This window comes from Flavobacterium sp. DG2-3, assembly GCF_030730925.1.
GTDB lineage: Bacteria > Bacteroidota > Bacteroidia > Flavobacteriales > Flavobacteriaceae > Flavobacterium.
Window position 1 is genome coordinate 1 of record NZ_JAVAMB010000008.1, and the last position, 14,375, is coordinate 14,375.

The following is a 14,375-nucleotide window of genomic DNA, read 5'->3' on the forward strand; positions in this document are numbered from 1 at the left end:
ATCTCTGCTATTATGTCTCATCGTAACAAAATTTATTAAAGTTAAATTTTGTTACCGAATTATCTAACCTTTACAGGGATGACAAACTATACGCATAGAAAATTATCTAATTGACAATTTTTCTAATTATCTAATTCAAGAAATTCTTCTCCAAATAAATAAATTCCAAAGGTTCTTCTGAAACCGTAACATGAATTCCACTTTCAGGAAAAGCTTCTCTTTCGCCCGTATCCACATAACCGCGACGTTTGTACCAATCGATAAGTTCTGTACGAACCGAAATCACCGTCATAATAATAGAAGACAAACCCAAAGATTGAGCATGATTTTCAGCTTCGACTAAAAGTTTTTTCCCGATTCCGCTGTTTTGAAGTTCTGGAGAAACCGTTAGCATCCCTAAATACAATTGATGCTCTTTCTCGACCAATAAAACCGAACCGATAATTTTATTGTTTTCAGTAAATTTCAGAATCGTATTTTTCGGATCAAGGAAAATTTCGGTCATTTCGGGTTCGTCAGTTCTTTTTCCTTCTAGTAAATGGGCTTCGGTTGTCCAGCCTTTTTTAGACGTTTCGCCTCTATACGCCGAGTTTATTAAAGTTACTAATGCGGGAATGTCTTCGAGTAATGCTTTTGTAATCATGTGTTATAATATGTTGTCCAATTAATATTTTGGAGTATTTTGTTTTACTTTTTCAAGTAATTGATTTTCTTTTTCAATCACTTTTTCAAAAGGAGATTTTTCTGGAAGATGCTCTCTTTGATATTGTTCTATAAGAGGAAGAGTTAAAATAATTTTTAAAGCCGTATGATAATTAGTTATTTCAGTTCTTTTCTCGTCAATTGTCGACATCAGACTTTCTAATTCAGCTTTTTGAGAGCCATATTGGTCTGAACTTTTATCTATTAAACTTTTAATTTTCTTTTTTAGTATACTGTCTCTAATACCTTCCATTTGACCTTTGGCAGAACCATAATAATTATAAGATTTATTATCATAATTGTGAAAAATAGAAGTAGTGTCTCTAGGATTTAACCCGTTCAATTCATCTTCTAAAGCTTTTAGTTTGGGAGATTTATCTACAAGTTCCTGATATAAATTATCTACTAAATTATCTCTGCTTTTAAATCTTCCTAAGCCAATGCCTTCTTCCTGCAATGATTTTGGTTCTTCATTAGTTTTTATATCAGAGGTTTTATCTTGACAAGATATTAAGAGAATTATGGATAAAAATAAATAGAGTTTTTTCATATTTTTATTATTGTTTGATGAAAAACGAAGCTACAAAAAAAGGATTCATTTCTAATTTATATTTTTAAGGAAATATCTGAAAAAAAATATTGAAATTTGTATTAAACCGAAAATCAAAAAGTATGAGCAGAATACATTTATTCGAGTTTGAAGACCAACAATGGCTTCCAGAATTCATTAGAAATTACATGACCGACTTTTTGCAGTTTCTTTCTAATAAAACTGCGATGTACAAAGGAATTGTTCCCGTAATTGAAAAAGCATTAAAAGAAAGCCAAACCAATCAGATTATCGATCTTGCTTCGGGCGGGGGCGGCGGACTGATTTGGCTGAACAATGAACTGCGAAAAAACAATCCCGATTTAAAAATTCTGCTGACAGATTATTACCCAAACATTCCTGCTTTTGAACACACGCAAAAACAAGCCGATAATTTTGATTTTATAATAACTTCTGTTGATGCCAAAAACGTTCCCGAAAACCTCAACGGACTCCGAACGCAATTTTTATCACTGCATCATTTTAAACCCAAAGATGCACAGCAGATTCTGCAAAATGCAATTGACAGCAACAGTTCGATTGCGATTTTTGAAGGGCAGGAGAGAAGCGTTCCGAGTATTGTAGCGATGATTCTTTCGCCAATTAGTGTTTTATTGACAACTCCTTTTATCAGACCGTTTAAAATAGGCAGAATCATTTTTACGTATCTCATTCCCATTGTACCGCTTTTAGTTTTGTGGGATGGCGTGGTTTCGTCTTTAAGAACTTATTCTGTTGAAGAAATGAACGAATTGATTTCTAAACTCAACAACAAAGAAAGTTTTAATTGGGAAGTTGGAAAAGTAAAATCTGGGCCTGCGAAGATTTTGTATTTGGTGGGGACGAAGAAAGTCGCATAAATAGAACGCGGATGAAACGGATTTGCTTTCGCAAACCGCTAATTTAAACTGATTTCTTTATTCTAATGCTGTGCGAAGTCTCCCGACTTCGTACCCGCAACGATATTCCATTCTAATTGTTTGTAGTTTTCTTTGTAGATAATTGGAACGGGTAAGAAGTCGGAGACCTCGCACAGCGATCGAAACACTTCGTAGAGCGGGGATCTTATTTAAATCTCTTTTTCTTTATGTTGAATTGCTAGCGCTAGCGGGAAAGAGTTTTTTATCATTAGACATAAATTTTTTAAGTACAAAACCATCTTTAATTTAGTCAAATGCCCAAATACTGGTAACGGCTGTTAGTGGCAGGTTTATTTTTAGGTGTCATACGGTGCATCAATAAAGTCTAAGATAATATTCGGATATTTCTCTTGTATAAAATCCATATAATTTATGGCAAAAGGTAAAATTTTATCATTTTCAATACCATTTGTGACATTCATCCAAGTTGTTGGATAATATCTTGAGATTGTTCCAAAAATAAATGTTGTTGCAAACATTTTTCCAATATCATTTAGAAAAATGTTGCCTGTAAAAGGTGGTTGAAGGTATGGATCTCCATTAATTTTAAATGAACTTTCCCATTTTTGAGAAATATTTGGCCAATTGTTACTTTCATAAGAAACGATTTTTTGATAGTCATCATCTTTTACACGTAAATTAGGGTATAGGTCACCAGGAAATATCTCTGTAATAAAAGTTATATCTCGAATGCCTATTTTAACTTTATTATTTTCACAGGATAATGATTCTATCATTGTTGATGGAATTGATAATCCAAGCCAAGATTCTATAGATTTTTTCAAATCTGGAAAAGAATATGATAATTCTTTAAGGCTAAGTTCAAAATCTTTTTCTTCAATATCAAATTCTGATTGCCAATTAATATAATTACTTTTTCCTCTAAAATATGATATGTTTTTAGTTGCTTCAATTAATTCTCGAAAAGTCCCCGAAGAAGTTTTTACTTTTATGTTTTCAAGTTTTTTAGTTTTTACAATTGTACTCCAGTTACATATTTTTAAACCGTGTGATGGTTTGATGGTGTTTTCACGAGCAGTTTTATTCAGAATTAGTATTAATCCTCTGCTTAAAGCGACAACTCCATAGTATTGTAATAGGGGTTTTACAGAAATATCGGAATTTAATGAAGATTCAAAATAGCTTCGTCCTTGTTTAAATGCAGATGAAATTTCTAATGCTTTTTCAGTAGTAATAGTATATTGGTATTTTTTCTTAATGTATTGTTTTACTAACTCCTTACTTTCAAATTCTCTTAAAAAATGCCAAGTATTATTCATAAAAGTATAGATTACATATTGTTAAGTATTTGTTTGTAAAAAGCTTGCCCTAAAGTTCTCACGCTACACTAGGTTTGGGATTAATGATACGAGATTTTTCCATTATGCACAGTTTTCTAAGTACAAAATCGTCTTTAAATTCAGCCTAAAGCCCCAATCTCGCCAAAGGGCTATTTTGTGGTGTGTTGATTGTTCCAACGATCCATCGCATTACAATATTCTTCCGTTTTGAACTGAATTAATTCTCCTAAATATGTTACAATTTGATCCCTTAAATCGAATGATGATTCTAAAGCAGTTTGGAACTTGGTATGGAAAATTACTTGTTGTTCTAGTTCTATATAGAATTCAATAATTTGTTTTGAAAGATTTTTTGAATCTACTGTAATATTTTTTTGTTTGAAAAAAGAAGATTGATTTAAATTGTAAGTAATATTGAGAACAACATTAAACAAACGGATAACAGGATGTGGATGACAGTATTCTTTAAAATATACGTTAATTAAGTCGTGGTAAAAGCTAGTGATATAATTTAATAAGCAAGAACACATTATAATTATCGTTTTTTCAACGTGTTCTTGAGTAAGATTCTCCTTAAAGCTATTCGCTATATATTGTTGTATGTGACTAGTAATTGCGATAGATGCGTAAGTGTCCGCATTGATTTCAAGAATGTGTTTTAATTCATTATAGATATTGCAATCCTCATTTCGTTCTTGTAGTGTTAGTTTTTCAGCTTTTTTGCTATACTGTATAAGGTGTGCAAGTTCGTGGTAATACGTAAATTGTGTTGCAAGTTGAAAGGCTAAGTCACTGACTGGTAAGTCAAAAAAAGATACAGTTTCGGGAAATCTTTCAAATAAATAGTCATCTAAATCAGGGTTATTTGAAAAGTTGTCCAAACAATATTTGATTAGTCCAGTATTAACAAAGATTCCGAATTTATTTTCAGACGTTTTCACTGCGGCAGCATTTGAAGAAAGTCCGCTTATAAAGGCAAATACGTTCGGCTTAATGTTTTCTCTTGTTGAATGTATATCTAAATTTTCTCGACAGAAAAGATAATAATTATGGAAAATGTCCTCCATAGGCGTGTCTCTGTAATCGAAAACCGCTGCAAGTTCCGTAGGCTTAATTGTTGTGGAATTTTGTATTTCTTGGTCGTAGCTCATAACATATCACATAACTCATTTATATGCGAAACAAACCTTCACATTTACACTTAAATTTGGGTAGATAAGCGAAGGTTTGATTCATTTTCTATGCTTTCAAATATACATATATATATCTTACAAGATTTTTAAACTTATTAGAGAATAATTGGTTTTAATTTTTTTGAAAGGGAAAAATCTAAAAAATATTAACTTATACTGATTAACTAAAAAACGACTGAAATAAATCCAGCCGTTTTGTTAATATATTTAATTGATTATCCCAAGAAACTTTTCAACTCCTCATAACTAGAAATCTTCACACTGACTTTTTCCTCATTAATTACACTCTCAATCTGCCTTGGAATCGGTAGTGTAATTCCTAGCGCCGGTTCAACCACATCTAAGAATTTAATTGGGTGAGCGGTTTCTAAAAAAATACCAAGGGCATTAGGATATTTTTCAAGCTCTTTTTTGAGACCTAAATAACCCACAGCGCCGTGAGGTTCTGCGATGTAACCGTCGGTTTTGTAAATTTTCTTCATGGCTTCAAGTGTTTGTTCGTCTGTGTAGCTGTAAGAAGAGAAATCTTTTTCGAAAGCTTTTAAATCATTATTGTATAATTCCTGAATTCTAATAAAGTTACTTGGGTTTCCAACATCCATGGCGTTAGAGATGGTTGCTTTAGAAGGTTTCGGGTCGTATTTTCCGTTTTCTAAGAATCTTGGCACCGTGTCGTTTACGTTTGTAGACGCTACAAAATGTTCAATTGGTAAACCTAATTTCTTTGCCATAATTCCGGCACAGATATTCCCAAAGTTTCCGCTTGGGCAAGAGAAAACCAATGGTTTGTTTTGACTCTTCAACGCTTTGTAAGCAAAGAAGAAATAAAACATCTGTGGCAACCAACGCGCAATATTAATAGAGTTTGCCGAAGTCAGGTTTTTGTGTGCTAAAGTTTCGTCCAGAAACGCTTTTTTTACCATATCCTGACAATCGTCAAAAACACCATCAACTTCCAGCGCTTTGATATTCTGCCCTAAAGTCGTCAATTGTTTTTCCTGAATATCGCTCACTTTTCCAGACGGATATAAAATGACAACATCAACACCGTCAACGCCTAAAAATCCGCTGGCAACGGCTCCGCCAGTATCGCCCGAAGTGGCTACTAAAACAGTGTTTTTAGCATCTTTTTTGTCTTTATTGAAATACCCCAAACAACGCGACATAAATCGCGCTCCAACGTCTTTAAACGCCATTGTCGGTCCGTGGAATAATTCTAACGAATAGATTCCGTCTTCGACTTTCACAACAGGGAAATCAAAAACCAAAGTTTCAGCAATGATTTCTTTTAATTTTGCTTCTGGTATTTCGTCGCCAACGAATTGTTTAATCGCTTCAAATGCGATTTCTTCGTGACTTAAACTTTCAATTTTATCAAAAAAGGAAGGATCAAGAGGTGTGATGCTTTCCGGGAAATATAATCCTTTGTCGCTTGCTAATCCTTGTATTACAGCTTCCTGAAAAGAAACTTTTGGGGCATTATGGTTTAAACTGTAGTATTTCATTTCTAATTTTAGATTTTCTGGAAACAAATTCCAATTTTTGAAATTCCAAATTCCAATAGTTCGTTGTTGTTTTGATTGTTATTTTCCGTTTGTCAGGCTGAGCGGAGTCGAAGCCCCGCACAGTAATTCCGCAATCTTTGTCATTTCGACCGAAGGGAGAAATCGCACTTGTGATACCTCACAGTAATTCGCCAATCTTTGTCGACTCTCTAGTGCGATTTCTCGTTCCTCGAAATGACAAACTGGATGGGACATGCGTTGCGCGGGCTTCGACTCCGCTCAGCCTGACAAACGTTGCTTTTAAATGAACTTATATTGCTTATATGGTTTTATCTTATTTATTTTAAAGAATTCTCACACCATCAGGATTAATCTTCGAAACGTGAATTTCATACGGTAAATTCATTTTTTCGTAGACTTCGCTCATAGCTTTGGCGATTTGGTCGGCGGTTTCTTTTCCTTTGCTTAAAGCGAAAATCGACGGGCCAGAACCTGAAATTCCAGAACCTAAAGCGCCGTTTTCGTACGCGGTTTGTTTGATTTGGTCAAATCCTGGAATCAAAACACTTCTTAAAGGCTCGACGATTTCATCGTGAAGCGAACGTCCGATTAAGTCGTAATCTTTAGTGTATAGACCTGCTACTAATCCGCCTACATTTCCCCATTGCGTGATGGCGCTTTTTAGGGAAACATTTTGCTTTAAAACCGAACGAGCGTCAGAAGTTTTCAATTCAATTTGCGGATGAACCACCGTTGCGAATAATTCTTCTGGGCTGTCGATTCTGATAATATCCAACGGAGCATAACTTCTAACCAAGGTAAATCCGCCTAAAAGGGCAGGAGCAACGTTGTCGGCATGCGCGTTTCCGCTGGCTAATTTCTCGCCTTGCATCGCAAACTGAACCAAATCTTTACGAGAATATGGTCTTCCCAATAATTCGTTGATTCCGAAAACCGCTCCGGCAGAACTTGCGGCACTGCTTCCGATTCCGCTTCCAGCTTTTATATTTTTATAGATTTCGATTTCGAAACCAAAATCCAATTCGTCTAAAGTTGCTAACATCGCTAAAGCTGCCACACCCGAAACGTTTTTCTCCGTTTCAAGCGGTAAATCGGCACCGACGATTTTAGTAATTCGAACGCCTTTCTGATCTGATTTTCGAACAATCATTTCATCACCCGCATTGTCTAAGCAAAGTCCCAAAACGTCAAATCCGCACGAAAGGTTTGCGATTGTGGCGGGACAGAATAATTTTATTTCTTTCATTTTTGGTTGTTTCAGGTTTCAGGTTTAAAGTTTCAAGTTGCCAAACTTTGTGAGCTTAACCGCAAAGTTCGCAAGGTTTTTTCGCAAAGGGCGCAATGAAAAAACAAGACTTTGCGAACCTTGCATAGTCCTTTGCGTGCTTTGCGGTTAAACTTTAATCCTGAAACAAAAATTATATGTTTCCTATTCTAATGACATCTGCAAAAATTCCTGAAGCAGTCACCGCAGCACCGGCACCGGCTCCTTTGATCAATAAAGGCTGATCTACGTAACGATCGGTGTAGAAAAGCACGATATTGTCTTTTCCTTCTAAGTTATAGAAAGGATGATCTTTTGGAATGAATTGCAAACCAACGCTTGCTTTTCCGTTTTCGAACTGCGCTACGTATTTCAATCTTGAATCTTTTGCTAAAGCTTCTTTGTAAATGTTTTCAAAATGCGACGCGTGTTTGATTAATGACGCAAAAAAGTCATCGTTGTTTGTTGTTGCCAAACATTCTGCAGGCAGGAACGATTCGTTTGCAATCGCATCAATATCCATTTCGTAACCGCTTTCGCGAATAAGGATTAGGATTTTACGAGCCACGTCGATTCCGCTAAGATCGATTTTCGGATCTGGTTCTGTGAAACCTTGAACTCCCGCTTCTTTTACCACATCGTGGAAAGAGTTATTCTCATCAAAATTGTTGAAAATAAAGTTCAAACTTCCCGATAAAACCGCTTGGATTTTATGCACTTTATCTCCAGATGCAATCAGGTTTTTTACGGTGTCTATAATCGGTAGTCCCGCACCAACATTCGTTTCAAATAAAAACGGAGCATTGTATTGACGAGATAAGTTTTTAAGTTTTTTATAATTGTCGTAAGCAGATGAACAGGCAATTTTATTACAAGTTACAACCGCAATACTTTCTTTTAAGAATTTCTCGTAAGCTTCAGAAACCGTTGCGTTTGCTGTAATATCTACAAAAATGCTGTTACGTAAATTTAGGTCTTTCGCTTTTTTGATGAATTCTTCAATACTTGCTGGTTCACCTTCGCTTAAAGCGGCATCCCAATTTTTAAGAGAAATTCCATCTTCATCAAAAATCATTTTTCTAGAGTTTGATAAAGCAATTACACGAACATTAATCTTTAAAACATCTTTTAAGAATTTTCTTTGATTGTGAATCTGCTCGATGAATTTCTCACCCACATTTCCAACTCCCATTACAAATAAATTCAGCTGCTTTGTGTTTTCTTCAAAGAAGTTTTCGTGAAGCGTATTCAATGCTTTTTTAACGTCTCTTTCGTTAATTACAGTCGAAATATTACGTTCAGAAGCACCTTGTGCAATCGCACGAATGTTTACGTTGTTTTTTCCTAAAGTGCTGAACATTCTTCCGCTTAAACCTTGGTGATTTTTCATGTTTTCGCCCACCAAAGCAATAATGCAAAGATCTTTTTCTACATAACAAGGATCGATTTTGTTCTGAGAAATTTCGATTTCAAAAGCTCTGTTGATGGCAGCTTCGGCATTATCGGCGTCAGAATTCAGAATTCCGATACAAATAGAGTGCTCAGAAGAAGCTTGAGTGATGAAAATAACGTTGATTTTTTCCTGAGACAATACTTCAAATAAACGTCTAGATGAACCTGCAACTCCAATCATTCCAGGGCCTTCAAGTGTTAGAAGCGAAATATGATCGATATGGCTGATTCCTTTTACAACAGTATCTTTTGATAAAACCACATCAGAAATTAAAGTTCCTTCAGCTTCTGGCTCAAAAGTGTTTTTGATTAAAATCGGAATATTTTTTCTTAAAACGGGCTGAATTGTCGGCGGATATAAAACTTTGGCTCCAAAATGCGACAGCTCCATTGCTTCCTGATACGAAATATTCGCAATTGGCTGTGCTTGTTTAACGATTTTTGGGTTCGCAGTAAACATTCCGTTTACATCTGTCCAGATTTCCAATTGTTCAGCGTCAATTGCTCCCGCGATAATGGCAGCAGTATAATCAGATCCGCCACGGCCTAAAGTCGAAGTGATTCCGTCAATTGTCTGTGCAATAAATCCTGGCAGAATATTGATTTTTGCTTTATTTTGAGCAAAATATTCTTTTATCAACTGATTTGAAACTTCAAAGTTTACCGCAGCTTTTCCGAAATTATTATCGGTTTTAATCAATTCGCGGCTGTCTTTATAAACAGCATCTTTTTCAGTTTGCTGGAATGCCTGCGCGATTATGAACGAAGAAAGCAATTCTCCAAAACTTAATATAGTATCAGCCGTTCTTGGAGACAATTCGCCTAAAAGGAAACAGCCGTCCAATAAAGTTTCTAAATGGTTGATGATTCTTTTTACATGACTTAAAAGACTGCTCTGCTCGCTTACGGGAATCAGTTCTTTTAAAGTATCAAGGTGTTTTTTCTCGATTTCGGCTACAACTTCTCTAAAGCTTTCGTCGTTTGCGGCTGCTTTTGCCGCTGCAGATTGCAGTAAATCGGTTACTTTACTTAGAGCAGAAACGACAACAACTAGCTGGTCTTGTTTTGCTTTTTGGTTAACAATTTCGAGAACGAGTTTTATATTTTGAGCATTGGCTACCGAAGTTCCGCCAAATTTTAATACTTTCATTTTGTGTGATATTTTTTCTTTTGCAACTATTTTTTATGTACCCATTACTTTTCTTCTTTTAAGAAAAAAGTATAGATGACCTAAGATTATATGTAAAAATGTATACCCCTAAGGGGTAGTAGTTGTTGTAGTAGAAATAATGGTAGCAGCAATTGCAACTCCTGTTTGAGCTGTAATAATTGTAGATTGATATTTTATGCTGTTACTTTTCATTTTTGATTTTTCAAAAGTACAGCTTTTTATAAGAGTTAAAAACTTAAAAAGCCTTTTTGCGAATATTTTAATAATTCAAATCTTCGTAATTCAATATTGAGCATTTGTTAAAATTGGGTATGTTAAATTGATGTTTTGATATATTTCGGAATGTGCTTTTTTAAGATTTCAATTGTTCAAAAGATTGATGTTTAATTAAAAAGAGCTAAAAAACAGGAGAAAATTGGAAGTTTTATTTCAAAAAGATATTTAAAGTACACAAACAGCTTTTATTAAAATCTTAATTATTGTGATAAATTTTTGCTTTTTAATATTGATTTGTTGAATTTTGGCGTTTAAAATTTCAAATCATCATGAGAGAGATCCATTATATAAGTTCAGAAACGATTACTTTAGAAACACTACAGGAGATTCTAAGTCAGAATAAAATATTAGAATTGTCTGAAGAGGCTAAAGTCAATGTTCAGAAATGCCGTGATTATTTAGATAAGAAAATGGCATCGCACACAGCGCCTATTTATGGAATCAATACCGGTTTTGGCTCTTTATATAGTGTGAAAATCTCTAATGAAAATTTATCTAAACTTCAAGAAAACCTAGTTAAATCGCACGCTTGCGGAACTGGAGAAGAAGTGCCTGCTGAGATTGTAAAAATGATGCTTTTGCTGAAAATCCAATCTTTAAGTTATGGACATTCTGGCATTCAGTTGCAAACACTGGAGCGTTTAGTTGATTTTTATAATAATGATATTCTGCCTATTATTTATACGCAAGGTTCACTTGGAGCTTCTGGAGATTTAGCGCCTTTGGCACATTTGTCTTTACCTTTAATTGGTGAAGGAATTGTTCTTTTTGAAGGAAAAAAAGTGGCTTCTGCTGAAGTTTTAAAACATTTTAACTGGGAACCAATTGTATTACAGTCAAAAGAAGGTTTGGCTTTATTAAATGGAACGCAGTTTATGAGCGCTTATGGAGCACACATTTTGATTAAAGCTTACAAATATTCATATCTAGCCGATTTAATCGGAACCATTTCTTTAGAAGGATTTGACGGAAGAATCGAACCTTTTAATGAATTGATACATTATATACGTCCGCACAAAGGACAAATTGTGACTGCACAGCGAATCACTGAATTTTTGGACGGAAGTGAAATTATCACTCAAGAGAAGAAACACGTACAAGATCCGTATTCTTTCCGTTGTATGCCGCAAGTGCATGGCGCTTCAAAAGACGCCATTGATTATGTTCGAAAAGTATTCAAAACAGAAATCAATTCGGTAACTGATAATCCAAATATTTTTATTGAAGCCGATCAGATTATTTCGGGAGGAAATTTCCACGGACAGCCTTTAGCTTTAGCCCTTGATTTTATGGCAATTGCTTTGGCAGAATTAGGAAGCATTTCTGAAAGAAGAACCTATCAGTTAATCTCAGGATTAAGAAATCTGCCAGCGTTTTTGGTTGATAATCCAGGATTGAATTCAGGATTTATGATTCCGCAATATACGGCGGCAAGTATCGCGAGCCAGAACAAGCAATTGGCAACTCCATCAAGTATTGACAGCATTGTTTCTAGTAACGGTCAAGAAGACCATGTGAGCATGGGAGCAAACGGTGCTACAAAAGCCTTACGAATTTTAGATAATTTAGAGCGTATTTTAGCAATCGAATTGTTAAATGCTTCACAGGCGATTGCCTACAGAGAGCCTCTAAAATCAAGCGATTTTATCGAAATGTTTTTGAATAGTTACAGAGAAGTTGTGCCTTTGGTAAAAGAAGACAGAATCTTACATAATGACATAGAAAACACGGTTTTATTCCTTGCGAGTTTTCAAATTGAAAACGATTTGTTAACAATGGCTTAACACTGAAACGTGTTATTGAAGGTAATTTTGCGCTATCAAAAATAAAACAATGTCAATAAACAGTATTTTCCAATTTTTAGTGCCGAAAGACAAAAAATTCTTTCCACTTTTTGAAGAAGCTTCAAGCAATTTAATTGAATTAGCTTCTAACTTACACGAAGCTGTAAATTTACCATTAAAAGAGAGAGAAGTTCTTTTTCAAAAAATTGACGAATTAGAGCAAAAAGGAGAAGACATTACACGTCAAACCAATTTAGAATTGAGTAGAAACTTCATTACTCCATTCGATAGAGAAGACATCCACACCTTAATTACTTCTATTGATAACGTTGCAGATTACCTTCACGGAGCTGCAAGCCGTATGAAACTGTATCAAGTTGATAAGATTACAAAATCTATCAGAAAGATGACAGAAATTAACCTTGAAGCTTGTCAGAACATTGACAGCGCTGTAAAAGAGTTAAGCAACTTAAAGAATATCAATGTTATTAAAGAAGCTTGTGCTAGAATCAACAAACTAGAAAACAAGTCTGATAACGTATATAACAAAGCAGTTTTTGAAATTTTTGAAAACGAAACAGATGCTAAAAATATTATTAAATATAAAGAGGTATTATCTGTTTTAGAATCAGCAACAGACAAATGTAAGAGTGTTGCGAACATACTAGAATCTATTTCTGTAAAACATTCTTAATTCAATTTTTCAATCTGAAGTTATAATTTTATGACGCTACTTATATTAATTATAGTATTAGCCTTAATTTTTGATTACATCAATGGTTTTCATGATGCGGCAAATGCTATAGCGACTGTTGTTGCTACAAAGGTTTTGACACCTTTTCAGGCCGTGGTCTGGGCAGCATTTTTTAACTTTCTGGCTTATTGGGTTTTCGGATTTGGTGTTGCAGATACTGTTGCTAAAACAGCGCATACCATGGAAATTAACCTAGTTGTAATTTTAGCTGGAGTTATTGCCGCAATCTGTTGGAATTTATTGACTTGGTGGTTAGGAATTCCTTCAAGTTCTTCGCATACACTTATTGGAGGTTTTGCTGGAGCGGCTGTAGCGCATGCTATCGCAGTTCATGGATTCTCTGGATATGTTGGAGAAGATGGCGCAACACACTACTGGTACGAAATTGTAAGCTGGTATAAAGCCGGAAAAGATGGCGGAATGCCTTCGGGAGTTCTTATTATTATTGCATTTATTGTTTTGGCACCATTAATTGGAGCATTGGCTTCTTATTTAATTTCGATCTGGCTTTTAAATGCTTCTCGAAAAACAATCGGGCCAAAAATCTTTACTGTAGCTTTAATGATCGCAACGATTGTTTTCGTATACTACCAAATGGTTTCTTATGAAGAAATTTTAGAGCACGGAAAACCTCGTTTTGAATCTCATTTTTGGAGTGTAATATTTGATTCTCATAATATTAAATGGTTTTTAGTAGCCTTTATTATTCTAACTGTTAGTGCATTTTGTTTAATATTCAGCAGTTTAAATCTTCATCAGGCTGATGCTGCTTTAAAGAAAATGCAATTGTTGTCTTCTGCGGCATTTAGTTTAGGTCACGGAGGAAATGACTCTCAAAAAGTAATGGGTATTATTGCTGCAGCTGTTGCGGTTTATATCAATACAAATCCTGGTGTACACATGGCTGAATGGCTAGATGTAGTTTTACCAAATGAAGATGCAGGGGTTAAAGGGGTTATGCCAAGCTGGATTCCATTAGCGTGTTACTCTGCAATTGCTGCTGGTACATTAAGCGGTGGATGGAAAATTGTGAAAACAATGGGATCTAAAATTACGAAAGTAAGTTCGTTTGAAGGCGTTGCAGCAGAAACTGCAGGTGCATTGACGCTTTACTTTACTGAGCACTTAAAAATTCCAGTAAGTACAACACACACGATTACAGGTTCTATTATTGGAGTTGGATTAACAAAACGTGTTTCTGCAGTTCGCTGGGGAGTTACAGTAAGTTTAATCTGGGCTTGGATCTTAACTATTCCAATTTCAGCAATATTAGCAGGTTTGGTTTACTTTGTTTTAAGCGTATTCATTTAATCTGTAAAAAGGAATTTGTAAAATAATATTCTATTTTATCATATATAAAACCGGTTTCAATTTGAAATCGGTTTTTTTTATTTTTAATTTGTTTTAAAATGAAAGAATAAAAACTTTTGAAGGTTTAAAGAA

At 34.8% G+C, this 14,375-nt stretch carries 11 protein-coding genes; 4 read left to right on the top strand and 7 right to left on the bottom strand.

Annotated features, from left to right (window positions below; translation table 11 throughout):
* Window positions 1-130 precede the first annotated feature (130 nt).
* Both Q9Q97_RS12440 and Q9Q97_RS12445 read right to left on the bottom strand, forming a co-directional pair.
* The gene (locus Q9Q97_RS12440) at window positions 131-643 is read right to left on the bottom strand and encodes a GNAT family N-acetyltransferase (protein ID WP_306157454.1); all 513 of its coding nucleotides are present in this window, start codon (window positions 641-643) and stop codon (window positions 131-133) included.
* Window positions 644-664: 21 nt separating this feature from the next.
* Window positions 665-1,252 (bottom strand): hypothetical protein, encoded by a 588-nt coding sequence (locus Q9Q97_RS12445; RefSeq protein ID WP_306157456.1) that lies wholly within the window; start codon window positions 1,250-1,252, stop codon window positions 665-667.
* A gap of 122 nt (window positions 1,253-1,374) precedes the next feature.
* Here Q9Q97_RS12445 and Q9Q97_RS12450 point away from each other — a divergent pair, with 122 nt between their 5' ends.
* Complete coding sequence (locus Q9Q97_RS12450) at window positions 1,375-2,151, top strand: hypothetical protein (protein WP_306157458.1); 777 nt, start codon at window positions 1,375-1,377, stop codon at window positions 2,149-2,151.
* Window positions 2,152-2,507: 356 nt separating this feature from the next.
* On the opposite strand, the gene Q9Q97_RS12455 is transcribed toward Q9Q97_RS12450, so the two are convergent.
* From Q9Q97_RS12455 to thrA, 5 genes are all read right to left on the bottom strand, one after another.
* On the bottom strand, window positions 2,508-3,491 hold the full coding sequence (locus Q9Q97_RS12455; RefSeq protein ID WP_306157460.1) for a YaaC family protein: 984 nt from the start codon (window positions 3,489-3,491) through the stop codon (window positions 2,508-2,510).
* Window positions 3,492-3,661: 170 nt separating this feature from the next.
* Window positions 3,662-4,663, bottom strand: a complete 1,002-nt coding sequence (locus Q9Q97_RS12460; RefSeq protein WP_306157462.1) for a hypothetical protein — start codon at window positions 4,661-4,663, stop codon at window positions 3,662-3,664.
* Between the two features lie 257 nt (window positions 4,664-4,920).
* Window positions 4,921-6,210, bottom strand: a complete 1,290-nt coding sequence (thrC, locus tag Q9Q97_RS12465) for a threonine synthase (protein ID WP_306157464.1) — start codon at window positions 6,208-6,210, stop codon at window positions 4,921-4,923.
* 343 nt (window positions 6,211-6,553) lie between these two features.
* Window positions 6,554-7,477, bottom strand: coding sequence for a homoserine kinase (locus tag Q9Q97_RS12470; RefSeq protein ID WP_306157466.1), 924 nt, complete (start codon window positions 7,475-7,477; stop codon window positions 6,554-6,556).
* Between the two features lie 172 nt (window positions 7,478-7,649).
* Window positions 7,650-10,097 carry a bifunctional aspartate kinase/homoserine dehydrogenase I gene (thrA, locus tag Q9Q97_RS12475; RefSeq protein WP_306157468.1) on the bottom strand — a complete coding sequence of 816 codons (2,448 nt, stop codon included), beginning with the start codon at window positions 10,095-10,097 and terminating at the stop codon, window positions 7,650-7,652.
* A gap of 566 nt (window positions 10,098-10,663) precedes the next feature.
* On the opposite strand from thrA, the gene hutH reads away from it, so the two are divergent.
* From hutH to Q9Q97_RS12490, 3 genes are read left to right on the top strand one after another with little or no spacing between them, the layout of a single operon-like run.
* Window positions 10,664-12,178 (top strand): histidine ammonia-lyase, encoded by a 1,515-nt coding sequence (gene hutH / locus Q9Q97_RS12480; RefSeq protein ID WP_306157470.1) that lies wholly within the window; start codon window positions 10,664-10,666, stop codon window positions 12,176-12,178.
* Between the two features lie 49 nt (window positions 12,179-12,227).
* Complete coding sequence (locus Q9Q97_RS12485; RefSeq protein WP_125719613.1) at window positions 12,228-12,872, top strand: DUF47 domain-containing protein; 645 nt, start codon at window positions 12,228-12,230, stop codon at window positions 12,870-12,872.
* Between the two features lie 30 nt (window positions 12,873-12,902).
* Window positions 12,903-14,243 carry an inorganic phosphate transporter gene (locus tag Q9Q97_RS12490; protein ID WP_306157472.1) on the top strand — a complete coding sequence of 447 codons (1,341 nt, stop codon included), beginning with the start codon at window positions 12,903-12,905 and terminating at the stop codon, window positions 14,241-14,243.
* Window positions 14,244-14,375: the final 132 nt, after the last annotated feature.